The sequence below is a fragment of the Streptomyces sp. NPDC056527 genome (assembly GCF_042794475.1).
GTDB lineage: Bacteria > Actinomycetota > Actinomycetes > Streptomycetales > Streptomycetaceae > Streptomyces.
This window is the reverse complement of the sequence record NZ_JBHTTQ010000008.1, coordinates 67,014-91,222: the sequence shown is the minus strand read 5'-3', so window position 1 is coordinate 91,222 and position 24,209 is coordinate 67,014. Positions and strand designations below refer to the sequence as shown.

Here is a 24,209-nt window from a genome sequence, read left to right as displayed (position 1 = left end):
GTCAGGAGCCGGGCAGGGCGAGTGCCCGAGTGCCGCGCTTGATCAGCTCGTTGGCGATGATCAGGCGCTGGATCTCGGAGGTGCCCTCCCAGATGCGGTCGACGCGCAGTTCGCGGTACATCCGCTCGACCGGGTACGAGCGGTCGTAACCGCGGCCACCGAAGATCTGCACGCAGCGGTCGACGACCCGCCCGGCGGCCTCGCTCGCCGCGAGCTTCGCGGTCGAGGCCTTGGCATGCAGGGTCTTGCGGTCGGTGTGCGGCTGATCGGCCTCCCAGGCGACCTGGTGGGTGTAGGCGCGGTTGACGGCGATGTCGACGGCGCAGTCGGCCAGCATCCCCTGGATCAGCTGGAACTCGGCGATGGGGGAACCGAACTGGCGGCGTTCCACCGCCCAGTCGCGGGCCAGTTCCAGGGCCCGCTCGGCCGCCCCCACGGTCCGGGCGGCGATCATCAGCCGCTCGTCGGTGAACCACTCCTTCGTCAGCTCGTAGCCGTTGCCGACCCCGCCGAGCACGTCCTCGTCGGGGACGAACACGTCGGTGAAGGTGAATTCGGGATGCCCGTTGACCGCGGAGTGCATGAAGCGCGGGACCCGGGTCATCTCCACCCCGGGCGCCTCCTTGTCGACGAAGAACAGCGTCGCGGCCCGCTCCGGACCGGCATCGGCCTGCACGAGCAGGAAGTCGGCGATGTCCCCGCAGGTCACGAACCACTTCTCGCCGTTCAGCAGCCAGCCGCCGTCGGTACGGGTCGCGGTGCTGGTGCCCGAGCCGGGGTCGGAGCCCGCTCCGGGCTCGGTCACCGCGAAGGCGTCGAAGCGCTCGCCGCGTATCACGGGCAGCAGGTACTTCTCGCGCTGCGCCTCGGTGCCGTACGCGAGGACGTTCGCGGGCCGCCAGGGGATGTCCCAGAGACAGTTGGTGACCTTGCCGAACTCCTCCTCGACGATCACCTGGTCGAGGAGGGAGAGGCCGGCCCCGCCCCATTCGGCGGGCATGTTGATGGCGTAGACGCCCGCGTCGATGGCGGCGCGCGTCAGTTCGCGGACGGTGTCGGCGGGCAGCGGGCCGCCGGCCTCCTCGGACTGGTCCTCGTACGCCATCAGCAGCCGGGTGTAGGCGGCGGCCCGGGCCTTGAGGTCGGCCTGCTCGGGTGTGTAGCGGAAGTCCATCGTGTCCTCCAGGGCAGAGGTGGTGGGGATGAGGGTGGGGCGGTACGGGCGGCCTGGGACGGCCTGCGTGTCCCGGGGGGCGGGGTCGGGAAACCCGGCACGCCTTTGGTCGGGCCAGGGATGGGGATAGGGGTGCGGCTGACGGGATGGCGGCGGCTCCAGCGGGCTGTCAGCCCAGGACGGCCCGGGCGTCCAGGGCCAAGGCGCCTTCCGGGCGTACGAGGAGGGGATTGACCTCCAGCTCGGCCATCTCCGGGTGGGCGGCGGCGACGGCGGTGATGCGCTCGATCACGGCGGCCGCGGCGGCCACGTCGACGGCCGGACGGCCCCGTACTCCCGCAAGGAGCGCGGCGGTCCGCAAGCTGCGGAGCAGCTCCTCGGCGCGTGCGGCCGGGACGGGCGCGAGTGAGAAGGCGACGTCACGCAGGGTCTCCGTGAGGACTCCGCCGAGCCCGACCATGGCCACCGGCCCGAACCGCGGGTCGCGGTTCACTCCCACGATCAGCTCGACGCCGTCCGAGAGGTCGGCCATCGCCTCGACGGAGTACGAGGGGGCACCGAGTCGGGCATGCATGTCCCGGTACGCGGCGAGGAGGGCACCGCGGTCGGCGAGGCGCAGCGCCACGCCGCCCGCGTCGGACTTGTGCAGGACGTGGAGGGCCTTCAGGACGTACGGGCCCTCGAACTCCCCTGCCGCGGCCAGCAGTCCGGCCTCGTCGGTGATCTCCCGGGCAGGCGGGAACGGCACTCCGGCTTCTTCGAGCAGGGCCCGGATCCCGTGGTAGCCGGGGTCCCGCAGCGGCGGCTGAGCGGCGGGCAGCGGGGCGATCCTGGGCGACGCGGCCAAGGAGGATCCGGACGACGGCTGTGCAGAGGACTCGGCGGACGACCCGGAGAGCACCCCGGACGCCGATCCCGACGACAGCTGTCCCGACGGCCCGGCGGGCGGCCCGGCCGAGGGCTTGGAAGGCGCCCCGGGCGACGAACCGGCCGTCGGCCGGCCCGTCATCGCCGCCAAGGCACGGGCCGCGTCCTCCGTGGCGGAGAACACCGGCACACCACCCTCGACCAGCACCCTGCAGCTCGGCGACTGCGGATACATCGACTGCACGACCAGCGGCTTCGACAGGAGGGCGAGGTGCGCCACGATCTCCTTCGCCGCGCGCGTCTCGCCCTCCGCCAGGACGGAGCCACCGGCCGGGCCGCCGCCCAGGCCGCCGTCGGAGGCGGCGTAGCCACCGAAGTACCCCGTCATCAGGACGGCGTCGACTTCCTCCGCAGCGAGCAGTTCCGCGACGGTGTCGGCGTACGAGAGGGGGCGCTGCTCCCCCATCCCCGCCAGGTCGACCGGGTTGCCGACCGCCGACTGCTCCCACAGCACCGTCCGCAGCCGGTCCTGCGTCGACGCGCCCAGCTCCGGCACGTCGAGGCCGGCGTCCTCGGCGGCGTCGGCCGCGATGGCTCCGTGGCCGCCGCCGTCGGTGAAGACCGCGGTCCGCCGTCCGTTCGTATGCACCCCGCCGCTGAGTGCGGCCAGCACGATGGTCATCTCCCGTGGTGTACGGACGAGTTCGACACCCGCGTCGCGGCAGGCGGCGGCGACCACGTCGGCCGAGGTGGTGAGCGCGCCGGTGTGCGACTGGGCACTGCGGGCCGAGGCGGTGCCACGGCCGGCGGTCAGCAGGACCACCGGCTTGCCCGCATCGGCCGCGGCACGTGCGAAGGCCCTGCCGTCGCCGAAGTCCTCCGCGTACACGGCGATCACCGACGTGGCCTCGTGGCGGGCGCAGTCCTCGACGAGGTCGACGAGGGTGACGTCGGCCTGGTTGCCGAGGGAGACGAAGCGGGAGAAGCCGAGGCCGTGCGGCGCGCCGCGGAGCTGGAGTTCGAGCGCGAGGTTGCCGCTCTGGCTCAGCAGGGCGACGCCGCCCGGCGCGAACCGGTCCGAGGCGAGGTACAGCTCGGTGGTGTTGTCGGCGATGCCGAGACAGTTGGGGCCGACGAGGACGGCGCCGGCCTCCCGGACGCGTGCGGCGACCGCCCGCTGCCGGGCCAGTCCGGCGGGGCCTGCCTCCGCGAATCCGGCCGTGATGCCGACGATCGCCTTCGCCCCGCAGGCCAGTGCGTCGTCGACGGCGGCCTCGAAACCGGCGCCGGGGACGGAGATCACCACAAGCTCGACGGGTTCTCCGATCTCGGCGAGGGAGGTGGCCGCCGTCCGGCCGAGGACGGTGCCGCCGCGCCGGTTGACGAGGTGCACGGGGCGCCGGTCAGGGGCACGCAGCGCCTGGGAGGCCACGGCGTGGCCGTACTTGGCCGGGTCGTCGCTGGCGCCGACGACGGCGACGGAGCCGGGGTCGAAGAGCGAGGTCAGGTCACGTCCCATGTCAACGCTCCAGTCGCAGGGCGGAGTTGGGGCAGCTGGCGGCGCAGGCGCGCGCCTCGTCCTCGGCGGCCGGCGGGACGGAGACGGTGATGACGTTGGCGTACCCCCACTCGTCGAGTTCGACGAGCTCGGGTGCGTGTTCCTGGCACAGTCCGTAGCCCTGGCAGAGGGTGGAGTCCAACAGGAGTTTCACGGCGTTCCTTTCAGCGCGGGCAGCGGATGGCGGGTGGTCGGCGTGGCGGTGGCTGTCGCCCTGGCCGAGGCGGTGGCGTCCATGACCTCGGGTACGGCCACGGTCAGTCGCCCGGGAGTGCCCGCCCGGGGCCGTGCGGCGCAGGCGGCGCACGGCAGGTCGAGGTGGTACGGGACGAGGTCGGGGAAGGCCCGCAGGAGGCTGCCCGCGGTGCCCGCGGCGGCGTCGAGCAGGCCGCACGCGCCGCGCCCCGGCAGGCCCTGCGCCCAGCGGTGCAGCCGGGCGGCGGTGTCGGGGCCGGCCGAACCCGCGGCGAGGGCGTCCAGTGCGTCGCGGATCGCCCCCGTACCGGACACGCAGACTCCGCACTGCCGTGCGCTCTCGGCCGCGAGGTGGCCGACCGCGTCGGCGGCGGCGGACACGGGGCAGGTGTCGGCGGCGAGGAAGCGCATCGCGCCGCAGCCGAGGGCGGTGCCCGCGGCGGCGAGGGCGTCGGGTTCGAGGGGGAGGTCCAGGGCGCGGGCATCGACGAGTCCGCCGAACAGTCCGCCCATGAGCGCGCCGGTCGCGTCCGGCGTGCCCTGGAGCGCCGCGAGGGTGCGCAGCGGGACGCCGTACGGGACTTCGGTGAGCATTCCGGTCGCCGTCCCGCCGGACATGGTGATCAAGGTGGTGTCGGCGATCCGCTCGCGCAGACCGGGTCGCGCTGCCGTCAGGGCGATGCGGGCGAGCGTCTCGACGTTCGCGACCAGGGTCGGCGCTCCCCCTACGCCCTTCTCGAAGGGGCGGGGTGGTTTCGCGGTGGGCAGGGCCGGGCCGCCGTCGATCCTGCGTACGACCGCGGACTCCTCGCCCGCGACATAGGCGTGGGCGGTCTCCACGACCTCGACGGGCAGACGGGCAGGATGTTCGGCGAGGGCCCGGCGGACGCGGGCGCCCGCCTCAGGGTCCGAGAGGTAGACGTAGCCGCGTACGGCGCCGGTCATCGCGGCCGCGTGGGCGAGGCCGTCGAGGACGAGGTGGGGACGGGCCCGCAGCAGCCAGCGGTCCTTGACCGAACCGGGTTCACCCTCCTCCCCATTGGCCACGACGACCGGGGCGCCGCCGCGCTCACGTACGGCGCGCAGCTTGACGGCGGCCGGGAAACCGGCCCCGCCACGGCCCCGGAGTCCGGACGCTTCCAGGTGGCGCAGCAGTTCGTCCGGGCCGGTGGCGTCGGCATACCCGCCGGTCGCTCGGTAGGCCGCGGCGCTCTCGGTGACGTCCGGGGCCGCTCCGAGTACGGATCCCGGGGACTGTGCCGTCGGGTGGCGGATCGTGGTCATCGGCTCTCTCCAGTGCTGGGGTGCTGGGTGCGCAGGGTCCGTACCGCCCGTTCGAGCACGGCGCGGTCGCCGGAGGTGCGGCCGTATCCCGTGCCCGGGAGGCCGATGAGCATGCGGTGGTGGTCGAGGACCACCTCGCCGGCGAGCAGGGCGGCCGCGCGGTCGTCGGCCCGCGACGTCCGAGCCGCGACGGTTGTGACCAGGGCGGTGACCTCGGCGAGGTAGCGCAGCCAGCTGTGCCGGCTGCCCCGCAGGACCAGGCGTTCCACGCGGCGCCGCTCGGCGGCCGCGAGTTCCGCCCGGACGGCGGGCGGGTTGTACGCGGCGCCCGACGCTGCCTGCGAGGCGGCGCGCAGCGCGGCGACCGCCGCGGGCAGTTCCCGCTCCGGTTCGGGGGTGAGCCCGAGCCAGTCCAGACGCCGACGAGCGCTCATGGGTGCCTCCGCGAGAGGTGGGGTGCCGTGACCGACGGGACCGGCGGGCCGAGGGCGGGGTACGGAGCCCGGAGCTCGCCACGGGGGTGCCGTGGGGCGTACGGCGGAAGAGGGAGGAAGAGGTGCGTGAGCCCTGGCGGATGCCGGGGCGCGCCGGGCTGCTTCCGGTCCGACGAGCGTATGCGCAGGTCAGAGGCGTACAGACGCCGGAGCAGCGACATAGAACGCATTCACTGACCGGTCGGTCAGCCAAGAACAACGCTAGCTGACCGATCGGTCAGCGTACAAGTCTTGACCCGACGGAATTCAGCCAGCACAGTGGCTGTCCAATCGGTCAGTCTGGTCCCGGCGCCCGCCCCGACCACCTGCCCTCAGCTGGGTCGTCTCGACATCGATGCCCGACACCGATCGCCGCACGGCCGGCACGGAGGAGTCACACGATGCATTCCAGAGCCCCCGAAACACCGCTCAGCCCGCCCGGCCGGAAGCCGTCCGGCCAGGACGCTCAGGCCCGGGAAACCCCCGTACAGGAAGCTCCCGCCGAGAGCTCCACGCCCCTGGTGGGCCCCGCCGAGGAAGCCCCCACCCTGGCCTCCCCCGCCCGGAGCGCTCCGAGCCGGAGCGCTCCGAGCCAGGGCACTCGTGACCGCAACCCGTCCGACCAGGACGTCCCCGCTCCCGCACTCTCGGCCCGGTACTACACCGACCCCGACACCGGCGCCGCGGAGATGCGGCATGTCTTCGCCAAGTCCTGGCAGGTCGTGTGCCACGAATCCGACCTGCCGAACCCCGGAGCCCGGCTCGCCGCCAAGGTCGCGGACCGGGAGGTCCTGGTCGTGCGCACCGAGGACAGCGGCCTGGCCGCCCACCTCAACGTGTGCCGCCACCGGGGAACGCGCCTGGTCACCGACCCCGAACCGGCCGGCAAGGCGATCCGCTGCCCGTACCACGGCTGGACGTACCGACTCGACGGAAGCCTCGTCGGAGCCCCGGAGGCGCGGCAGATCCCCTGCCTGGACAAGCCCCGTCTCGGTCTGTTCCCGGCCCGCGTCGAGTCGTTCCTCGGCTTCGTCTTCGTCAATCTCGATCTCGACGCCGTGCCGCTGGCCGAGCAGTGCGCGGGACTCGCCGAGGCGGTCGGCCACTACGCAGGGGCCGATCTGGTGCCCGTCGGCAACGACCGGATCCACGACCTGGCCGGCGCCGAGGTGCAGGAAGCCAACTGGAAGGTGGCGGTCGACAACTATCTGGAGGGCTACCACGTCCCGGTGGCCCATCCGGGTCTGATGCGGCTGCTCGACTACCAGGGCTACACCTGCGAGATCGAGGAGTCCTACGTACTCTTCACCTCGCCCTTGAGGGACAAGCCGTCCTCGAACTGGGCCGAACGCCTCTACCAGCGCATCGCCGCACCCATGCCCGGCCTGGCCGAGGCCGACCGGCGGGTCTGGCGGTACGCGGTGATCTACCCCAACACCCTCATCGACTTCTACCCCGACCACGTCCTGGCGTGGACCGCGATCCCGACGGCGACGGAGCGCGTGGCCGTACCCGGTGGGTTCTACACCCGCCGCGGGACGAGCCTGCGCACCCGGCTCGCCCGGCGCCTCAACATCCACATCGGCTGGATCACCAACGACGAGGACGCCGAGCTGGTCGCCCGCGTCCAACGGGGGCTCTCGACCCCCGGGTTCGAGCCCGGTCCCCTGTCGCGCCGCGAGTCGGCGGTGGGTTGGTTCGCCGAGCGGATCCGAGCGGATCTCGACACGGCGGACGGGTGAGCCGCCGCGGCTGAGTGGCCACGCTCCCGGCCACCGTCCGCGACCCGTGCCGTACGGCCCCGATCCGTACCCCGCACACACCGCGCGACCACATCGCCCCAGCCGCCTCCAGCGGCACCCACCGCCACACCGCACGCACGTCACCCGCGTCAGCGCCGCACGCCGTTCCACCCACCCGCCCCACAGCGCCGCCGCACGCACCGCGTCCTCGCGCACCGCGCCCCCGACGCCCCGTTCGTTCCTCCGCCGTCCCCCTGCGGCCCTACGGAGAGGACCCAGATGTCCCCCGAGGCACGTTCCCTGTCCCGACGTTCACTGCTCCGCGCCGGCAGCGCCGCCGCCCTCGGCCTGACCGCGGCCGGCTGCGGATTCGCATCCGGCGGCGACCCGGCCCGAAAGGCGGCCGAGGACAAGCCGATCGACGTCAAGGTCGACGGCGACCTGGTCTATTTCAACTGGGCCGACTTCGTCGACCCCGCCGTCTTCGCGGGCTTCGAGAAGGAGTACGGCGTCAAGGTCGTCCAGTCGAACTTCGACTCCATGGAAGGCATGGTCGCCAAGCTCAACGCCGGCAACCGCTACGACATCGTCTTCCCCACCGCGAAGTGGGCCGAGCGCCTCACCCAGGGAGGCAGACTCCGCCGGATCGACCACACCCGGCTGAAGAACGCCGAGGCGGTGTTCGGCACCTACGACTACTTCGCCAACCCCTGGTACGACCCGCTGTCCCAGCACACGGTCCCCTTCACCATGTACAAGACCGGCATCGGCTGGCGCAGGGACCGGCTCGGCGATCTGACCGGCTCCTGGGACGACCTGTGGAACGACAAGGCCAAGGGCAAGGTCTTCGTCCTCGACGACCGCGACGAGGTGCTAGGCATCGGCGCGCTCAAGCACAACCTCCGTCTCACCACGGATCGCCCCGACGACCTCGAACTCGTCACCGACACCCTCCGCTCGCTCCGCCCCCGGCTGCGCGGCTTCTCCAGCGACAGCTACAACAACCTCCTCAACGGCAACGCCGACATGACCCAGGCGTGGAGCGGGGACATGGCCGCCATGCTCGCCCAGGCCAAGGACCCCTCCATCTTCGGCTTCCAGACCGCCCGGGAGGGCGCTCCCGTCAACTCCGACTGCTACGCCATCCCCGCCGACGCGCCACACCCCGGCACGGCGATGCTCTTCATCGACTACATGCTCCGCCCGGAGAACGTGAAGAAGAACATCGAGTACATCGGCTACCCGATGCCGGTCCGCGGCAGCGAGGACACGTACGCCGCGCTCGTGGAGCCCTTCCCCGAGTGTCAGGTGACCACGTCCGACCTCAAGGACGACCTCTTCTACCGCAACGGCACCGCGCAGGGCGAGAAGGCCCGCGACGCCGCCTGGACCGATGTGAAGGCCGGCTGACATGCAAGTACGCAATCGACGGCGAGGGCCGGACCGGCTGTGGACCTGGCTGATGCTCCCCGGCACCCTGTGGATGACCGGCTTCCTCGTCGCCTCGCTGATCCTCGTGGCCACCCTCGCGTTCGGCACCACGGACCCGCTCGGGAACCCGCAGTTCGGGCTGCACTTCGACAACATCGTCGCGCTGGCCGACCCGGCGTACCGCACCGTCCTGCTGCGCTCCCTCGGCTACGCGCTGATCACCTGCGTCATCTGCCTGGCCGTGGCCTACCCGGTCGCGTACGCCATCGCGATGAGCGGCGGACGCTTCAAGAACCTGCTGATCGCCGCGATCGTCGTGCCGTTCTTCGCCAACTACCTGGTACGGATGTACGGCTGGTCCGTCGTCCTCTCCGACGACGGCCCCCTGCTGACGGCCCTCCGCGCGATCGGCCTCGCCGACGACGGCACCCGCATCCTGCAGACCGGCGTCGGCGTCGTCGCCGGACTCGTCTACGGCTTCGTCGTCTTCATGATCATCCCGCTGTACGCGGCCATGGAACGCATGGACACCTCGCTCATCGAGGCCGGACGCGATCTGTACGGAGGCCCTCTGCGGACCTTCCTCTTCGTCACCGTCCCCGCCACCCGGCAGGGCGCGGCCGCCGGCTGCGTCCTCGTCTTCCTGCCCGCCATGGGTGACTTCGTCAGCGCCCAACTCATGGGAGGCCCCGACCAGATCATGATCGGCAACCTGATCCAGGACAAGTTCTTCCAGGGCCAGAACTGGCCGCTCGGCTCGGCCCTGACCATGCTGCTGATGGCGGTCCTGTTCCTCGGGATGCTCGGCTATCTGCGACGTACCCGCAAGGACGAGGCGGAGGCGGCCCGATGACCCGACAGGTTCCTCCGTCACCGTCCGCCGACGCGGCGAACGCTCAGACCGCGCAGCAGCCGGACCCAGAGACGGACCCGCCGCTCGACCCGCAGCCCGATCCGCAGGCGGACCCTCGGCCGGAGCCCCAGGCGGGGCCCCCGACCGACCCGGAGCCCGCACCGCCGTCCGACACCCGGAGCAACCGGCCTGCCGGGCCACCGACATCCCTGCAGGAGAAGCCCTCAAGCGCCCCTCCCCCGGCTCGCCGCAGGTCCAGAGCGCGCCGGGGAGCCGAAGGCCGGCCCCGCTTCGCGATCGCGGTCACCGCCGTCTTCTTCGCCCTGCTCTACCTCCCCGTCGGTGTCGTCGTCCTCTTCTCCTTCAACTCGCAGAAGTCGCTCACCGTCTTCGAGGACGTCAGTCTGCGCTGGTACGGGGCGTTCCTCCGCGACGACGTGCTCCTCGACTCGCTCGGCATGAGCCTGCGCGTCTCCCTCGTCGCCATGGCCGGCTCGCTGATCCTCGGCGTGGCCCTGGCGCTCGGCCTGGTCCGGAGCCGCGGCCGGCTCGGCTCCTTCGCCGGTCTGGTCATGCTCGTCCCGCTGATCACTCCGGAGATCGTCACCGGTGTCGCCGCGATGCTCCTGTTCAAGGGCCTGGGCATCACCCTGTCCACCACGACCGTGATGCTCGCCGAGATCACGTTCTCCATCTCCTACGTGACGGTGATCCTGCGCTCGCGCATCGCCGCCCTCAACCCGGAGATCGAGGAGGCCGCGATGGACCTGGGGGCCACCCGCCGCCAGGCACTCCGGCTCGTGACCCTGCCCGCGCTGCTCCCCAGCATCCTCGCCTCGGCGGTCCTGATCTTCGCCCTGGTCTTCGACGACTTCGTCCTCGCCTACTTCACCACCGGAGTCGACCCGCAGCCCCTGTCGGTCCGCATCTACTCGGCGATCAGGTTCGGCGTCCAGCCCACCATCAACGCCGTCGGCACCCTCATGCTGGCCGGCTCCATCGGACTCATCGTCCTCGCGCTCGCCATCCCGCGTCTCTTCGGCCGGCGCGGCGGCCTCGACCTTCTCTCCGGGAAGTGACCTCCATGCACCCGCACCCCGCCGTCCGGCTCGACCGGGTCAGCAAGCAGTACGCCGGCGCGCCCGCCTCCCGGGCCTCCTCTCCTCACGCGTACGCCGTCCGCGACATCAGTCTCGACATCGCCCCGGGTGAGTTCTTCTCCCTGCTCGGGCCCTCCGGCTGCGGCAAGACCACACTCCTCCGCATGATCGGCGGTTTCGCCGACCCCACCGAAGGCAGCGTCCTGCTCGGCGGGGAGGACGTGACCGGCCTCCCGCCCAACAAGCGCAACGTCAACACCGTCTTCCAGAGCTACGCCCTCTTCGACCACCTCTCGCTCGCGGACAACGTGGCCTTCGGCCTCAAGCGCAAGGGTGTCCCGCGCGGCGAGATGCGCCGACGGGTCGCCGACATGCTCGACCTCGTCCAGCTCGGCGGTCTCGCCGACCGCAAGCCGCCCACGCTCTCCGGCGGTCAGCGGCAGCGCGTCGCGCTCGCCCGCGCGCTGGTCAACCGGCCTCAGGTCCTGCTGCTCGACGAGCCGCTGGCCGCCCTCGACCTGAAGCTCCGTCGCCGGATGCAGGTCGAGCTCAAGCAGATCCAGCGCGAGGTCGGCATCACCTTCCTCTTCGTCACCCACGACCAGGACGAGGCGCTGACCATGTCGGACCGTCTCGCGGTCATGAACGAGGGCCGTATCGAGCAGTGCGGCACACCGGAGGACGTGTACGAGCGGCCCACCAGCAGCTTCACCGCCTCCTTCCTCGGCACCTCCAACCTCGTCCCCGGCACCTACCGCTCCGGTGAGGTCGTGCTCGATCAGGGCCCGGCCCTGCCCGTCGGCACCCGTTCCGGGGTCGTCGACGGCAGCAGGGTCAGCCTCTCCATCCGCCCCGAGAAGATCTGGCTCTCCGACTTCGAAGCCGGCATGGCCCAGGTCACCGGCGTCGTACGGGAGACCGTCTACTCCGGCCCGACCACCACGTATCTGATCGAACTGGCCCCCGGCATCACCGTGCACGTGCTGGAGCAGAACACCTTCCGTTCCCGTATGGAGGACCGCTGGAGCGGCGGTGAGCAGGTCGAGATCGGCTGGAAGCCCGAACACTGCCTGGTCCTCGACTGAACCGCCCGCCCTCGGCACCGATCGGAGAACACCCATGAACCACGACGTCATCGTGCTCGGCGCAGGGCTCGCCGGCCTCGTCGCCGCGCGCGACCTGGCCGCGGGCGGAGCCGACGTCCTCGTCGTCGAGGCCCGTGACCGCGTCGGCGGACGCGTCGAACAGGCCGCGCTCCCCGACGGCCGTCTCGTCCAGCTCGGCGGGGAGGTGGTCGGCCGGGCCCACACCGCGTACACGGCCCTCGCCGAGGAGCTGGGCCTCACCCTCGTCCCCAGTTACGTCGCCGAGCCCGGCGACCTCGTGCGCGCCACGGCGGAAGGGATCTCCGCCGGGGATCCACCCCACTGGTTCGGTCCCGGCGACGACGCCTGCCACGAGAAGGTCACCGCCGCGTTCTCCGCACTCGCGGGCGGCGTCGACCCCGACGACCCGTGGGGCCACCCCGACGCCCGAGCCCTCGACCGGCTGTCCGTCGGCGACTGGCTGCGCGGGCAGGGCGCGACCCCGGCGGTCGTACGCCTCTGGGAGATCGGCCAACTCGCCCTCGCCGACGGCTCGTACGAACGAACCTCCTCGCTGGCCGCGCTCCGCAAGCACGCGGCCGTTCCCGGCCCCGGACACTACGACTACGAGGCGTGGGAGGGACTGCGCGTGGCCGAGGGTTCGGCGACGGTGGCCCTGCGCATGGCGGCGGAGCTCGACGGCCGGGTGCGGACCGGCGCACCCGTCGAGGCTGTGGCGGTCCGCCGGCCCGGCGGCTGCACGGTCCGCCTCGCGGGAGGCGAGACCCTCACGGCGGGCGCGGTCGTCAGCGCGCTCCCCGTCGGTCCGCTCCGCTCGGTCGCCGTCACCGGTGTGACCGACGAGCGCCTGGCCTCGCTCCACCGCCAACGCCACGCCCTCGCCGCCAAGTTCACGGCCGCCTACGACCGCCCCTTCTGGCGCGACCGCGGCCTCAGTGGCCTCTCGGAGTGCGAAGGCATCGTCGGCAGTACCTGGCCGCAGAGCGACGGGATCCTCTCGGCCCTGGTCCCGCCGGAACGCTACGGCGTGCTGCTCGGCATTCCCGGGCCGTCGCGCACGGACGAGCTGCTCGCCGACATCGCCCGTCTCTACGGCGAGGAGGCGCATCGGCCGCTCGCCACGTACCTGCGGCTGTGGGGTACCGACCCGTGGACCCAGGGGTACGTGACCCAGTGGACTCCCGGCGACGTCATGGCCGTCGGGCCCCGGCACGGCACGCACGAACCGCCCTTCTACGTCTGCGGATCCGACCAGTGGGTGGCCGGCTACATGGAGGGCGCGGTCCGCACCGGACGCGCCGCCGCCGAGGAGGCGCTGCGCCGTGGCTGACGCTCTGCGGAACCACATCGGTGGTGAGGACCTCCCGTCCGTCTCGGGCGAGACGATGGAGTTGGTCGACCCGTCCACCGGGCGCGTGCACGGCTACGCGCCGCGCTCCGGCCAGGCGGACACGGACGCCGCCTGCGCCGCGGCGGCGGCCGCGTACACGCGGTGGTCCACGACCACTCCGGCCACCCGGCAGCGCGCCCTGCTCGCCGTCGCCGACGCGATCGAGGAACACGCGGACGCCTTGACGGCCGCGGAGTCCGCGGACACCGGGAAGCCGCCGGAGCAGTTCCGTACGGAGGAGCTGCCCGCGATCGTCGACACGGTCCGCTACTTCGCCGGAGCCGCCCGGAACCTTCCGGGCGCCGCCGCGGCCGAGTACACCGAGGGCCGCACTTCGCTGCTGCGCCGTGAGCCGGTCGGTGTCTGCGCCCAGATCACCCCTTGGAACTACCCGCTGATGATGGCGGCGTGGAAGATCGCCCCCGCCCTCGCCGCGGGCAACACCAGCATCCTGAAGCCCGCCGACACGACCCCGTCCTCGTCCGTGCTGCTGGCCCGCATCGCGGCGGCCCATCTGCCCCCGGGGGTCCTCAACGTGGTCTGCGGCGACCGCGACACCGGCCGGGCCCTCACCGCCCACCGCTCCGTCGCCCTGATCGCGGTCACCGGCAGTGTCCGAGCGGGCCAGGAGATCGCGGCCGCCGCGGCGGCCGGTCTGAAGCGGGTCCATCTGGAGCTCGGCGGCAACGCCCCCGTCATCGTGCACGACGACGTCGACATCGAGTCCACCGCGTCGGCGCTCGCCGGGGTCGCCTTCTACAACGCGGGCCAGGACTGCACGGCTCCCACGCGGTTCCTGGTCCAGGAACGGATCCACGACGCGTTCCTCGCGGCCTTCACGGCGGCGACGAGCGCACTCCGCGTCGGCACGGACCTGGGTCCGCTGAACAGCGCCACTCAACTGGCCTCGGTGCGATCCCTGTTGGCGAGACTGCCGGCGCATGCCGACATCGTCACGGGCGGCGGACCGGTCCCACGGCCCGGCTTCTTCCATGAGCCGACGGTCGTCGCGGGGGTGCGCCAGGACGACGAGATCGTGCAGGAGGAGATCTTCGGCCCGGTCGTGACCGTCCAGCCCTTCACCGACGAGGCCGAGGCCCTCCGTCTGGCCGACGATGTCCGCTTCGGCCTCGCGGCGAGTGTCTGGACCAGGGACCACGACCGCGCGATGCGCGCGACGCGGGCGCTCCACACCGGGATCGTCTGGGTCAACACGCACGGCACGACGGTCTCCGAGATGCCCCACGGCGGAGTCAAGCACTCCGGCTACGGCAGTGACCTGTCCCTGTCCGGCCTCCTGGACTACACCCAGGTCAAACACGTCATGCTGTAGTCCGGGCATGCGGTGTCCGCAGCCGGGTCTTCGTTCACTCGTCACGGTGGACCGATGCCCCGCGTCGTACGCGAACGGTCCAAGATCCGGCAGCGTGGGCACATGCACCCTCGCCGCACCGCCGTGCCGCTCCTCCTGGCCGCGCTCCTGATCACCACAGGATGCGTCTCGCTCCCCCAGGCCCCGACCCCGGCGCCGTCCGCCCGCCCTGCCGACCTCGCGCCCGCCGCCGTACGCCCTCCGGCTCCGGTGGCGGACTGGCCGGTCCCCCGGCAGGCCGCACCGCGCGAAGCGCTCGAATCCACCGAACCGGAAAGGAAGCAGAACCGAAGCGTGCCGCCCCGGCGCCCGGTCCACGCCGACCCGTCGCAGCGCAGGCAGACGACGCCGCAGCGCAGGCACGCGAAACCCGCTCCCGCACCGAAGAAGAAGCGCAAGTCGACGCCGAAGCGCACCCCTCAGCAGAATCCGGGAATGCGATCGCTGTGCCGCCAGGCCCACGGTGTCGTCTCACCGGACATCGTCGGCCTCTGCCGCGACACGTACGGGCGCTGAGTCCGAAGTGACATGCCGGTCACTGTGACGGAGCATTCCAGGACCCGCCGGTGGGCGCCGACACGCCGAGCGTGTGCGGCAGCCCACCGGCCAGGAATTCCTTCAGCTCTTGCCCTTCCCCAGGGGCTTCAGGACCACGCCCTGCAACGCCTTGGCGACCTGGGGCGCGTAGTCCGGATTCCTGACCCAGACGTACCAGTTGCCCGCGGCCACGATGGTGTGGCTGTACGGGGGTTGGCGTCGGCCGGCGATGGAGTCGCCGATGTCGTCCCGGGTGAACCTGGCGGGATCGAGTACATGGATCTCGTTCTCCACCTCCGCTCCGTCGACCTCGGCCATGCAGTCGAGTCCCGAGCCGAAGTTGGCCTGGGCGCGGCGCAGCAGCTTGCACTCGACGCCGCCTGCGCCCATGGCCTTCATCACGGCGTCCGCGTCGGCGTACTCCGGCCCGTTCGGGACGACGCTGGGCATCGGGGTCTTCGGGCGAGGGCCGCCGGTCTCGGTCGTGCCGCATGCGGTCAGCCCGACCGAGAGCGTGACGGCCGCGAGGGCGAGGGTGATCTTCTTCATGTGCTCAGTCGTTCCCGGGCGGTGTCGGCGGCGCGTTCGGGCTGGGTGACGGCGTTCCCGGTTCGGGTTCACCGCTGCCGGTGCCCGTGGTGGGGCCGCCCGCCGCGTAGATCGGTTCGATGGAGACATGATGTCCCGCGGGGGTGTCCGATTCCAGCTGCTTGATCGCCTTGGACCGCTCTTCGTCGCTGAGCGCCTCCCAGGCCATCGCGTCGTCGAGGTGGGGCTGGATCTTGTCCCAGTTCTCTCCGCGGATCTTGATGTCCCCGCCTCGGGCTCCGGATTCGTCGCCGTGCTGTTCGTTCTTCTCCCGGACGTCCGGGGTGTCGGCGGCGTAGAGGGTGAACAGCTGCTTGTCGGTCTCGGCGCCGTAGGGCTGCTCCTGCAGCTGCTTGAGGTGGTACGCGCTCAGCCGGACGTCCTCGTTCGGGTTCTCCTCTATGTACTTGGTGAGTTGGGAGTCGTTGAGGTCGCCCAGGTAGGTGCCGTCGGCGAGCGTGAAGCGTTCCCTGTTGTTCTCGATGACCGACCGCGCGGTCTCCAGCTTCATGTGGGTGATGCCGAGCGACTTGTCCGGCTTGATGGTCTGCTGAAGAGTCCAGTCGAAGAATCGGCCGAAGGAGCTGAGCGGTCCGCGCAGACTGGGGTTGTGGTTCTGGTACCACTGCTGTTCCTGCCAGAGGATGGCGAGGAGGAGCCGCTTGCTCATGCCCGTCTCGCGGGCGGCGCGTTCCACCGCCGCCAGCTGGGCCGGTGACACGTTGATCGGATGCAGCCCGTCGAGGCCACCCGACAGGCGCAGGGCGATACTCAAGGGACTACCGCTGTCGAGTGCCTCTTTGACGAGCTTCGGATCGGTGATGGCGGTGAGGCCCTCGACGGTCCGCAGGGCGCGCGCCGCCTCGGTGTCGGCGCGGGTCGCCTTCGACAGGGCGTCGTCGATGATGCCCTGGGCGTGGCGCACCGGTTCCAGATGTTCGGTACTGCCCGCGGGAACGGCGACGGCCTTGGCCAGCTGGACCCGTCCGCTGTCGTCGACCTTCAGCTCGTGGGTGCGGGCGTAGTCGAGCGCGCTGGTGAGGTCGCGTTGCGCGTCGGTGATGTCGTCGGCCAGGTCGTCGTAGGCCCGTGCCATGGCTCTGAGGGCCAGGGCCGCCGCCTCGTAGTCGTCGGCGTGCTTGACGAAGCGGGTACGGGCGGCGGTTCCGGTGTCGCCGACCCAGCACTGACGGAGTGTGGACGCGACCTCGTCCCTCGCGTAGGAGCCGATTCCTTCGCACTGCTTCGCGGCTGCCACCGCGTCGTCCGCGGCGGCCCGCCACTTGTCGGGCTTGGCACCGCTGAGTTCGTTGACGGAGACCATCAGGCGTCCTCCAGCCAGTCGGCCTGCGCCCTGAGTCGCTGGGCGATGGAGCCGTCGTCACTGATCTGCTTGTCCATCGCGGTGGTCAGGGCGGCGGCGGCGTCCTCGACGAGGTCGCTGAGGTCGTGCAGCCGCTTCTGCCAGGCGGTCACGCAGTCGTTGCTCGCGGGGCCGGCGACCCATCCCGAGTGGAGCTTCCCCACCGCTTCCGCGTCGTCGAGCTTGGATTTGTCCTTGGCGTCGGAGTTCGCGGTGCGAATGCCGGATGCCTTGGTCCGTATCGGGCCGTCCGTCAGGCCCAGATCCATATCCATCAGGCTGGGCCGCGGCGTGGCACCGCCCCCTGTGGAGGCGAGGTGCATGGACGCGTCCTGCTTGTGGGCGGCTTCGGTCCTGAGCTGCGCCCACTCCTCATCGAATGACATGTCCCCCCTTTGCACATGCATCAGCAGTTGCGGAGTGCTGCAACGCTACACGCACACCTGTACGAGTTGCGTGAACGTTGTTGTGTCGCACGGTATTTCGCGCGTCGGCCACACCCGGGAGGGCTCGGTCAGGGCTTCCAGCCGTCCGTCGCGTTCCGGCCGTCCACGAAGGTCGACACGACCTGGATGTCGCCGATCCTCGACGGATCCACCCGGTGGGGGTCGTCCCCCAGGACCACGAAGTCGGCGCGCTTCCCCGCGGTGAGGGTGCCGGCGGTGTCGTTCCAGTGGGAGGCGTAGGCGCCGGCGACGGTGTAGGCGCGGAGGGCCTCGTCGACGGTGACGGTCTCGTCGGGGCCGATGATCCGGCCGGAGGTGGAGGCTCGTTCCACCATGAACTGGATCGCGCGCAGTGGCGCGCCGTCCGTCACGGGGCGGTCGGAACTGGCGACGAGGGTGACGCCGTGATCGAGGAAGGCGCGACCGCGGTACATCCAGTTCGCCCGCTCCTCCCCCATGATCGTCGCGTAGTCGTCGCCGAAGTAGCGCAGGAAGTTGGGCTGGATCACGGCGCTGATTCCGAGGCGCGCCATGCGGGGGAGCTGGTCGGGGCGGATCAGGCCCGCGTGTTCGATGCGGTGGCGCGCTTCCGGGCGGGGTCGGAGGCGCTGGGCCCGCTCCAGGGCGTCCAGGGCGAGGTCGGCCGCGCGGTCGCCGATGGCGTGGACGGCCAGCTGCCAGCCGGCGAGGTGTCCGTCGACGACGAGGTCGGCCAGCCGGTCGGGGGCGTCCTGCAACTGCCCTGTCTGGGAGGTGCCTTCGTAGGGGGTGGTGAGGGCGGCGGTACGCGCCATCATGCCGCCGTCGGTGTAGATCTTCAGGGCGCCGAGGGAGAGCCAGTCGTCACCGAAGCCGGTGCGCACACCGAGGTCCAGGGCGCGTGGGATGCCGTCGTCCGTGTGGGCGCCGAGCGGCCTCAAGGTGTCTCCGGCCGCCATGAGTTGGATCCTCAAGGGCAGTCGGCCCTGGTCGCGCAGCAGCTGGTAGGCACCGAGTTCGACGGGGCTGTGGCCGAGCAGGCCCCCTCCGATCCCGGCCTCTGCGCAGGCGGTGATGCCTTCGGAGAGACAGACTCGGGCGGCGTGCTCGATCGCGTCGGCGAGTTCGGACTGCGCGTACGGGAGGCGCAGCCGCCGCGCCGCGGTCATGGCGCTCTCCGCGAGGAAGCCGTCCTGCTGCGGGATGTCGGCGGGGAGCATCTCCAGGACGGCGCTGTTGACTACGCAGGCGTGTCCGGAGTCGTGCATCATGAACACCTTGCGGCCGTGGCTGACCCGGTCCAGCTCCCGCGCGGTCAGGTGGCGCCCCAGGGACCGCTGGTCGTAGCCGGCGATGTCCACCCACGCGCCGGGAGACGCCCTCCGGGAGGCGGCCGCGTCGACGACCGCCAGCACGTCCTCGACGCGTTCGCAGGGTGCGACGCTCGGGGTGCCGGCCTTCAACCCCGCCCAGGCCAGGTGCACATGACTGTCGATGAACCCCGGCAGCACGGTGGCGCCCTGGAGGTCGATCACCTCGCGCGCCGGGAGCGAGGTGACGGCCTCGTCCAGGCCCACGATCCGGCCCCGCCAGATGCCGAGGTCGTGGGCGACGGGGCGGTCGGGGTCCATGGTGATGATGTGCGCGTTGGTCAGCCTCGTACAGAGCATGGGTGGTCCGTCCCTGGGTTAGGAGGATTCGGCAACCGTCATCGCGTCGGCGACCGGCACGGCCGGCTCGTACCGCCTCGGCGCGGCCGGCACCATCAGCGGCGTCCCCGTCTCCGGATCCTCGATGATCCGGCACGGGAGCCCGAAGACGTCCTGGACGAGCTCGGCGGTCATGACGCTCGCCGGGTGCCCCTCGGCGGCGACGGTGCCGCCGGGCTTCATGACGATGAGATGGGTGGCGTAGCGACAGGCCTGGTTCAGGTCGTGCAGCACCGCGACGACGGTGTGGCCCTTGCGTGCGTGCAACTCCGCGCACAGGTCGAGGACTTCGACCTGATGTGCGATGTCCAGGAAGGTCGTCGGTTCGTCCAGGAGCAGGATGGATGTCTGCTGGGCGAGCACCATCGACAGCCAGACCCGCTGGCGCTGGCCGCCGGAGAGGTCGTCGACGGGCCGGTCGGCGAGGTCGAGGACGCCGGTCTGCCGCATCGCCTCGACCACCGCCGCCTCGTCCTCGGCGGACCACTGCTTCAGCATCCGCTGGTGGGGATAGCGGCCGCGGGCGACGAGGTCGCCGACCGTGATCCCGCCGGGCGCGGTCGAGGACTGCGGGAGCAGTCCGAGTCGGCGGGCGACTTCGCGGGAGCGGTACGACGCGATGGCGGCGCCGTCGAGGTAGACCTGGCCGGCTCGGGGCTTGAGCATCCGCGCGAGCGCCGTGAGCAGGGTCGACTTGCCGCAGGCGTTCGGACCGATGATCACGGTGAAGGAGCGGTCCGGGATGTCGACGCCGAGCCCGGTGGCCACGACGCGCTGGTCGTAGGAGAGCGTCAGGTCCTCGGCCCGCAGGCGCGGGGTCCGAGGCCCCGCCGCGGGCGTGCCGGTCGTGCCGTCGGGGTGCGTCGTGCGCGTCATACGCGGCTCTTTCGGGACTCGGTGACCAACAGCCAGATGAGGTACAGCCCGCCGATGATGCCGGTCGCCGTACCGACCGGGAGGAGTGCGGGAGCGAAGAGGCGCTGCGCGAGGAGATCGCTCGCGGTCAGCAGCAGGGCGCCCATGAGCGCGGCGGGCAGCAGCGCGGGACCGGACGCGCGGGTCAGCTTTCGGGCGAGTTGGGGCGCGGCCAGGGCGATGAACCAGATGGGACCGGTCACGGCGGTGGCGAATGCGGCGAGAGCGACGCTGATGACCAGCAACGCCGTGCGGGTGCGGGCCACGCCGACACCGAGGGCCATGGCCGTGGTGTCGCCCATCTCCACCATGGAGAGGCGGCGTGAGAGGGCGAGGGCGAGCGGGAGCAGTACGGCGACGGCGACGAGGATGGCGTTGGCGTGCGGCCAGCCGCGGTTGCTCAGACTGCCGATCAGCCAGGCCTGGGCCTCCAGGGCCTCCTGCCAGGTCGCACGGGTGATCAGATACGAGTTGACGGCGAGCAGCAGAGCGCTGACGCCGATGCCCACGACCACCAGCCGGAAGCCCTGCAGTCCCCTGCCCAGCATGAGGAGGTACATGACGACGGCGGTGGCGAGTCCGCCGATCAGTGCGCCGACGGCGATCTGGGTCATGCTGCCGTGCAGCACGATGATGACCACGAGCGCGCCGACGGCCGAGCCGTTGGTGAAGCCGATGATGTCCGGGCTGCCCAGGGCGTTGCCGGTGAGGCTCTGCAGGATCGCCCCGCTGACGGCGAGGGCCGCGCCGACGCACACCGCGGTCAGCAGGCGCGGCATCCGCAGGGTGTTGACGATGAAGTCCGCGCCGCCCGAGCCGTTGCCCACCACGGCCTGGAGGACTTCACCGACGCTCAGTTCGTAGTCGCCGCTGGTCAGTGTGACGGCCATGACGACCATGAGCAGGGCGAGCACGCCGGCCGTGAGGCCCAGCGTCCGGCCCTGGACGCGGACGGACAGGCCACCCTTCGGGGTGCGCAGGACCAGCCCGCTGACGACGCGCGCATCGCGCCTGCCGCCCTTGGCGGGGGCTTCGGTCTCCCTTACGGGACGTGCGGGGCTCACAGCATCACCAGCTTCCGGCGGCGGCACAGCGCGATGAACAGCGGCGCGCCGAGGAACGCGGTGATGATGCCGACCTGGAGCTCGCCGGGCGCTCCGAGCACGCGGCCGAGGACGTCCGCGCCGATCAGCATGACCGGCGCGAGCAGCATCGAGTACGTGAGCACCCAGCGCTGGTCCGGGCCGACGACGAAGCGTGCGACGTGCGGGACCGCGAGCCCCACGAAGCCGATCGGCCCCGCCGCGGCGGTGGCGGCGCCGCACAGCAGCATGACCGCGACGGCGCCGAGCGCACGGGTACGGCCGACGTTCAGTCCCAGGGCGCGGCCGACCTGGTCGCCCATCGCGAGGGCGTTGAGGGCCGGGGCGAGTACGAGGGCGATCAGCAGTCCCACGGCGACGAACGGCAGGATGACGTACACGACGTCGAAGTACCGGCCGGAGAGGGATCCGACCGTCCAGAAGCGGAACTGGTCGAAGGCGCGCGGGTTGAGCAGCAGGACCGCCCAGTTGAAGGCGTAGAGCACCGCGGTCACCGCCGCGCCCGCGACGACCAGGCGTTCGGGTGTGGCCAGTTTCCGCCCCGAGGAGCCCAGCAGGTACACCGCGACCGACGCGACGGCCGTGCCCAGGAAGGCGAACCAGACGTATCCCAGGACGGATCCGACGCCGAGGAACGCGATGGCCACGACGACGCCGGCGGAGGCGCCCAGGCTGATGCCGAGCATTCCGGGGTCGGCGAGCGGATTGCGTGTCAGGGCCTGCATCAGGGCACCCGACAGGCCGAGTGCCATGCCGACGAGCAGTCCGAGGACGGTTCTGGGGATGCGGTAGTCATGGATGATGACGGAGGTCTCCGAACCGTCCGGATTCCAGAGCACGCTCCATGTCGCGGTGAACGGGATGCCTCTGGTGCCCACCCAGACGCTGAGCAACGAGACCAGTACGAGGGCGCCCAGCAGTACGAGGAGCCCCGTGCCCCGGAGGGCGGTCGCGCCTCTGCCCGCTCGGGGGAGGGCCGCAGGGGCCGCCTGCTCTCCGGACACCGCCCGGGCTTCCACCGACAACGACGACTCCCCCTGGTGTCAACTCGGGTGTACCGCACGACATGGGCCGTACCGACGACAGATCGACGGAACTTAGGTAAGGCTAAGTGAATGTGGCAGGTCGGTCAACGTGCCCACCCGGCGACGGCACGGAAGCAACTCCCCGCCTCCGCAGCCGCCTTGACCGTGGGACCGGAGGCCGACAATGGGGCCCGGGGCCCTCCCCCGAAGGATCTACTTAGTATAGCCTTACCTAACTATTCCCCATGTTCACGGAGGAGAGCCGTATGTCAGCCGAAGGGCCGACGGGAGGACACGTCCTCCGCGAGGCGATCAGAGGGGAACGCCGCCGGGTCGTCGCGGCCTCCCTGCTGGGCATGACCCACCAGGTGTGCGAGGCGCTCGTTCCCGTCGTCATCGGCGTCATCATCGACACGGCGGTGGCGACCGGTTCCTCCGGCACCCTGCTGCGCTGGCTCCTGGTCCTCGCGGGGCTCTTCCTCGTCCTGTCCACGTGCTACCGCACCAGCGCCCGGATCACCGAGGGCGCCGGCGAGCACGCCGCGCACCGACTGCGGCTCCGACTCACCACACGGGTGCTCGACCCGCGGGGCGGCGCCGACGCCAACCGCCTGCCGGGCGCGCTCACCAGCATCGCCACCAACGACGCCCGCCGCGTGGGGTCGGTGGCGACCGTGCTGACCTACGGACTCTCGGCACTCGCCGCCCTCGCGGTCAGCGCGATCGCGCTCATCCGGATCTCCGTACCCCTCGGCCTGCTCGTCCTGCTCGGCATCCCGCCGCTGCTCTGGCTCGGACACCGCATCAGCATGCCGCTGGAACGCCGCAGCGAGGCCGAGCAGGAGCGCGCGGCACACGCCTCCGGAATCGCCGCCGACCTGGTCACCGGCCTGCGCGTGCTCAAGGGCATGGGCGCCGAGTCCGCCGCCGTGGACCGCTACCGCCGGACCAGCCAGGACTCGCTCGCCGCCGCTCTGCGGGCGGCCCGGAGCCGAGCCGGCCACGAAGGCGCCGTACTCGCCCTCACCGGGGTCTTCATCGCACTCATCGGACTGGTGGGCGCGTACCTCGCGATGCGGGGCTCCATCAGCGTCGGCGAGCTGGTGGCCGCGGTCGGGCTCGCCCAGTTCCTGCTGGGTCCCTTCCAGCTCCTGACCTACGTCAACGCCGAGTTCGCCCAGGGCCGCGCGTCCGCCCGCCGTATCGCCGAGGTCCTGGCCTCGCCCGCCGCCGTGGAGGGCGGACAGGACACCCCGGCCGAAGCGGCGGGGTTGCTCACCCTGCGGGGCGTCTCATTGGGCACCCTGCGCTCGCTGGACCTGGACATCCAGCCCGGCAGCGTGACCGGCATCGTCACCCGGGACCCGGCCGCCGCCGTCGACCTGCTGCGCTGCCTGTCCCGGGAGACGGACCCCGCCGGCGGAGTCGTCGCGCTCGACGGGATCCCGCTGACCGACCTCGACCCCGACGCCCTGCGCCGTCACATCCTGGTCGCCCACCACGACGCCGACCTGTTCGAGAACAGCCTCCTGGACAACGTACGCGCAGGATCCGGGACGACCGCGGTCGAAGAGGCCCTGCGGGCCTCTGCCGCCGACGAGGTCGCACGGCTGTTGCCCGAGGGCGAGGACACGGTGCTCGCCGAACGCGGCCGCTCCCTCTCCGGCGGACAGCGGCAGCGCGTGGCGCTCGCCCGGGCACTCGCCGCCGACCGGCGCGTCCTGGTCCTGCACGACCCGACCACCGCGGTGGACACCGTGACCGAGTCCCGCATCGCCTCCCGTCTGCGCGACGTCCGCAAGGGCCGCACCACGGTCCTGGTCACCACCAGCCCGGCGCTCCTCGCCGTCGCCGACCGCGTGGTGGTCCTCGACGACGGTGCCGTGACGGCCGAGGGCCGGCACGCCGAACTGGCCGCCGCGGACGCGACGTACCGGGCGGTGGTCCTGGCATGACGTCCGGACACGCCACGGCCCGCGACACGAAGACCGGGCCCGGC

Annotated in this window: 21 protein-coding genes; 9 read left to right on the top strand and 12 right to left on the bottom strand. The window is 71.7% G+C overall.

All coding sequences use genetic code 11. From position 1 onward, the window contains the following. Position 1 precedes the first annotated feature (1 nt). The 5 genes from ACFQ7Q_RS07005 to ACFQ7Q_RS06985 all read right to left on the bottom strand — a co-directional run bounded on the left by ACFQ7Q_RS07005 (position 2) and on the right by ACFQ7Q_RS06985 (position 5,512). Positions 2–1,174, bottom strand: coding sequence for an acyl-CoA dehydrogenase family protein (locus tag ACFQ7Q_RS07005; RefSeq protein ID WP_383550775.1), 1,173 nt, complete (start codon positions 1,172–1,174; stop codon positions 2–4). A gap of 169 nt (positions 1,175–1,343) precedes the next feature. Then, complete coding sequence (locus tag ACFQ7Q_RS07000; RefSeq protein ID WP_383550773.1) at positions 1,344–3,560, bottom strand: acetate--CoA ligase family protein; 2,217 nt, start codon at positions 3,558–3,560, stop codon at positions 1,344–1,346. Between the two features lies 1 nt (position 3,561). Next, positions 3,562–3,753, bottom strand: coding sequence for a ferredoxin (locus ACFQ7Q_RS06995; RefSeq protein ID WP_383550771.1), 192 nt, complete (start codon positions 3,751–3,753; stop codon positions 3,562–3,564). After that, on the bottom strand, positions 3,750–5,078 hold the full coding sequence (locus tag ACFQ7Q_RS06990; RefSeq protein WP_383550769.1) for an NADH-ubiquinone oxidoreductase-F iron-sulfur binding region domain-containing protein: 1,329 nt from the start codon (positions 5,076–5,078) through the stop codon (positions 3,750–3,752). The genes ACFQ7Q_RS06995 and ACFQ7Q_RS06990 overlap by 4 nt, the downstream gene beginning before the upstream one ends. Then, complete coding sequence (locus ACFQ7Q_RS06985; protein WP_383550767.1) at positions 5,075–5,512, bottom strand: hypothetical protein; 438 nt, start codon at positions 5,510–5,512, stop codon at positions 5,075–5,077. The genes ACFQ7Q_RS06990 and ACFQ7Q_RS06985 overlap by 4 nt, the downstream gene beginning before the upstream one ends. 440 nt (positions 5,513–5,952) lie before the next feature. Here ACFQ7Q_RS06985 and ACFQ7Q_RS06980 point away from each other — a divergent pair, with 440 nt between their 5' ends. From ACFQ7Q_RS06980 to ACFQ7Q_RS06945, 8 genes are all read left to right on the top strand, one after another. Next, positions 5,953–7,293 carry an SRPBCC family protein gene (locus ACFQ7Q_RS06980; RefSeq protein ID WP_383550765.1) on the top strand — a complete coding sequence of 447 codons (1,341 nt, stop codon included), beginning with the start codon at positions 5,953–5,955 and terminating at the stop codon, positions 7,291–7,293. Positions 7,294–7,572: 279 nt separating this feature from the next. Beyond that, positions 7,573–8,703: a spermidine/putrescine ABC transporter substrate-binding protein gene (locus tag ACFQ7Q_RS06975; RefSeq protein WP_383550763.1), complete on the top strand. Its 1,131-nt coding sequence runs from the start codon at positions 7,573–7,575 to the stop codon at positions 8,701–8,703. Between the two features lies 1 nt (position 8,704). Next, entirely contained in the window at positions 8,705–9,577 is an 873-nt protein-coding gene (locus ACFQ7Q_RS06970) for an ABC transporter permease (RefSeq protein ID WP_383550761.1), read from the top strand. Then, positions 9,574–10,656 carry an ABC transporter permease gene (locus ACFQ7Q_RS06965; protein ID WP_383550759.1) on the top strand — a complete coding sequence of 361 codons (1,083 nt, stop codon included), beginning with the start codon at positions 9,574–9,576 and terminating at the stop codon, positions 10,654–10,656. The genes ACFQ7Q_RS06970 and ACFQ7Q_RS06965 overlap by 4 nt, the downstream gene beginning before the upstream one ends. Positions 10,657–10,661: 5 nt before the next feature. After that, positions 10,662–11,762 (top strand): ABC transporter ATP-binding protein, encoded by a 1,101-nt coding sequence (locus tag ACFQ7Q_RS06960; protein ID WP_383550921.1) that lies wholly within the window; start codon positions 10,662–10,664, stop codon positions 11,760–11,762. A 34-nt stretch (positions 11,763–11,796) separates the two neighbouring features. Next, complete coding sequence (locus tag ACFQ7Q_RS06955; protein ID WP_383550757.1) at positions 11,797–13,113, top strand: flavin monoamine oxidase family protein; 1,317 nt, start codon at positions 11,797–11,799, stop codon at positions 13,111–13,113. After that, positions 13,106–14,506 (top strand): aminobutyraldehyde dehydrogenase, encoded by a 1,401-nt coding sequence (locus ACFQ7Q_RS06950; RefSeq protein ID WP_383550755.1) that lies wholly within the window; start codon positions 13,106–13,108, stop codon positions 14,504–14,506. The genes ACFQ7Q_RS06955 and ACFQ7Q_RS06950 overlap by 8 nt, the downstream gene beginning before the upstream one ends. Positions 14,507–14,560: 54 nt before the next feature. After that, the gene (locus ACFQ7Q_RS06945) at positions 14,561–15,061 is read left to right on the top strand and encodes a hypothetical protein (protein WP_383550753.1); all 501 of its coding nucleotides are present in this window, start codon (positions 14,561–14,563) and stop codon (positions 15,059–15,061) included. Positions 15,062–15,163: 102 nt separating this feature from the next. Here ACFQ7Q_RS06945 and ACFQ7Q_RS06940 read toward each other — a convergent pair whose 3' ends face one another. The 7 genes from ACFQ7Q_RS06940 to ACFQ7Q_RS06910 form a co-directional block, all read right to left on the bottom strand. Then, positions 15,164–15,631 carry a hypothetical protein gene (locus ACFQ7Q_RS06940; RefSeq protein WP_383550751.1) on the bottom strand — a complete coding sequence of 156 codons (468 nt, stop codon included), beginning with the start codon at positions 15,629–15,631 and terminating at the stop codon, positions 15,164–15,166. A 4-nt stretch (positions 15,632–15,635) separates the two neighbouring features. Continuing rightward, positions 15,636–16,994 carry a hypothetical protein gene (locus ACFQ7Q_RS06935; protein ID WP_383550750.1) on the bottom strand — a complete coding sequence of 453 codons (1,359 nt, stop codon included), beginning with the start codon at positions 16,992–16,994 and terminating at the stop codon, positions 15,636–15,638. Further along, a complete protein-coding gene (locus ACFQ7Q_RS06930; RefSeq protein WP_383550748.1) occupies positions 16,994–17,419 on the bottom strand; it encodes a hypothetical protein in 426 nt (141 codons plus the stop codon). Before ACFQ7Q_RS06930 ends, ACFQ7Q_RS06935 begins: the two co-directional genes overlap by 1 nt. 128 nt (positions 17,420–17,547) lie before the next feature. Beyond that, positions 17,548–19,128 (bottom strand): amidohydrolase, encoded by a 1,581-nt coding sequence (locus tag ACFQ7Q_RS06925; RefSeq protein WP_383550746.1) that lies wholly within the window; start codon positions 19,126–19,128, stop codon positions 17,548–17,550. Between the two features lie 18 nt (positions 19,129–19,146). Beyond that, the gene (locus tag ACFQ7Q_RS06920) at positions 19,147–20,043 is read right to left on the bottom strand and encodes an ABC transporter ATP-binding protein (RefSeq protein WP_383550744.1); all 897 of its coding nucleotides are present in this window, start codon (positions 20,041–20,043) and stop codon (positions 19,147–19,149) included. Beyond that, positions 20,040–21,146 carry a FecCD family ABC transporter permease gene (locus tag ACFQ7Q_RS06915; RefSeq protein ID WP_383550742.1) on the bottom strand — a complete coding sequence of 369 codons (1,107 nt, stop codon included), beginning with the start codon at positions 21,144–21,146 and terminating at the stop codon, positions 20,040–20,042. Before ACFQ7Q_RS06915 ends, ACFQ7Q_RS06920 begins: the two co-directional genes overlap by 4 nt. Further along, on the bottom strand, positions 21,143–22,210 hold the full coding sequence (locus ACFQ7Q_RS06910) for a FecCD family ABC transporter permease (RefSeq protein WP_383550740.1): 1,068 nt from the start codon (positions 22,208–22,210) through the stop codon (positions 21,143–21,145). The genes ACFQ7Q_RS06915 and ACFQ7Q_RS06910 overlap by 4 nt, the downstream gene beginning before the upstream one ends. A 266-nt stretch (positions 22,211–22,476) precedes the next feature. Between ACFQ7Q_RS06910 and ACFQ7Q_RS06905 the strand changes: the two genes are divergently transcribed. Continuing rightward, positions 22,477–24,165 carry an ABC transporter ATP-binding protein gene (locus ACFQ7Q_RS06905; RefSeq protein WP_383550738.1) on the top strand — a complete coding sequence of 563 codons (1,689 nt, stop codon included), beginning with the start codon at positions 22,477–22,479 and terminating at the stop codon, positions 24,163–24,165. Positions 24,166–24,209: the final 44 nt, after the last annotated feature.

Excerpts from the sequence above, each read along its gene's own strand:
- ACFQ7Q_RS06990 (WP_383550769.1), bottom strand. The coding sequence starts at position 5,078 with ATGACCACGATCCGCCACCCGACGGCACAGTCCCCGGGATCCGTACTC.
- ACFQ7Q_RS06955 (WP_383550757.1), top strand. The coding sequence starts at position 11,797 with ATGAACCACGACGTCATCGTGCTCGGCGCAGGGCTCGCCGGCCTCGTC.
- ACFQ7Q_RS07000 (WP_383550773.1), bottom strand. The coding sequence starts at position 3,560 with ATGGGACGTGACCTGACCTCGCTCTTCGACCCCGGCTCCGTCGCCGTC.
- ACFQ7Q_RS06920 (WP_383550744.1), bottom strand. The coding sequence starts at position 20,043 with ATGACGCGCACGACGCACCCCGACGGCACGACCGGCACGCCCGCGGCG.
- ACFQ7Q_RS06975 (WP_383550763.1), top strand. The coding sequence starts at position 7,573 with ATGTCCCCCGAGGCACGTTCCCTGTCCCGACGTTCACTGCTCCGCGCC.
- ACFQ7Q_RS06935 (WP_383550750.1), bottom strand. The coding sequence starts at position 16,994 with ATGGTCTCCGTCAACGAACTCAGCGGTGCCAAGCCCGACAAGTGGCGG.
- ACFQ7Q_RS06905 (WP_383550738.1), top strand. The coding sequence starts at position 22,477 with ATGTCAGCCGAAGGGCCGACGGGAGGACACGTCCTCCGCGAGGCGATC.
- ACFQ7Q_RS06970 (WP_383550761.1), top strand. The coding sequence starts at position 8,705 with ATGCAAGTACGCAATCGACGGCGAGGGCCGGACCGGCTGTGGACCTGG.
- ACFQ7Q_RS06925 (WP_383550746.1), bottom strand. The coding sequence starts at position 19,128 with ATGCTCTGTACGAGGCTGACCAACGCGCACATCATCACCATGGACCCC.
- ACFQ7Q_RS06940 (WP_383550751.1), bottom strand. The coding sequence starts at position 15,631 with ATGAAGAAGATCACCCTCGCCCTCGCGGCCGTCACGCTCTCGGTCGGG.
- ACFQ7Q_RS06930 (WP_383550748.1), bottom strand. The coding sequence starts at position 17,419 with ATGTCATTCGATGAGGAGTGGGCGCAGCTCAGGACCGAAGCCGCCCAC.
- ACFQ7Q_RS06965 (WP_383550759.1), top strand. The coding sequence starts at position 9,574 with ATGACCCGACAGGTTCCTCCGTCACCGTCCGCCGACGCGGCGAACGCT.
- ACFQ7Q_RS07005 (WP_383550775.1), bottom strand. The coding sequence starts at position 1,174 with ATGGACTTCCGCTACACACCCGAGCAGGCCGACCTCAAGGCCCGGGCC.
- ACFQ7Q_RS06960 (WP_383550921.1), top strand. The coding sequence starts at position 10,662 with ATGCACCCGCACCCCGCCGTCCGGCTCGACCGGGTCAGCAAGCAGTAC.
- ACFQ7Q_RS06945 (WP_383550753.1), top strand. The coding sequence starts at position 14,561 with ATGCCCCGCGTCGTACGCGAACGGTCCAAGATCCGGCAGCGTGGGCAC.
- ACFQ7Q_RS06985 (WP_383550767.1), bottom strand. The coding sequence starts at position 5,512 with ATGAGCGCTCGTCGGCGTCTGGACTGGCTCGGGCTCACCCCCGAACCG.
- ACFQ7Q_RS06980 (WP_383550765.1), top strand. The coding sequence starts at position 5,953 with ATGCATTCCAGAGCCCCCGAAACACCGCTCAGCCCGCCCGGCCGGAAG.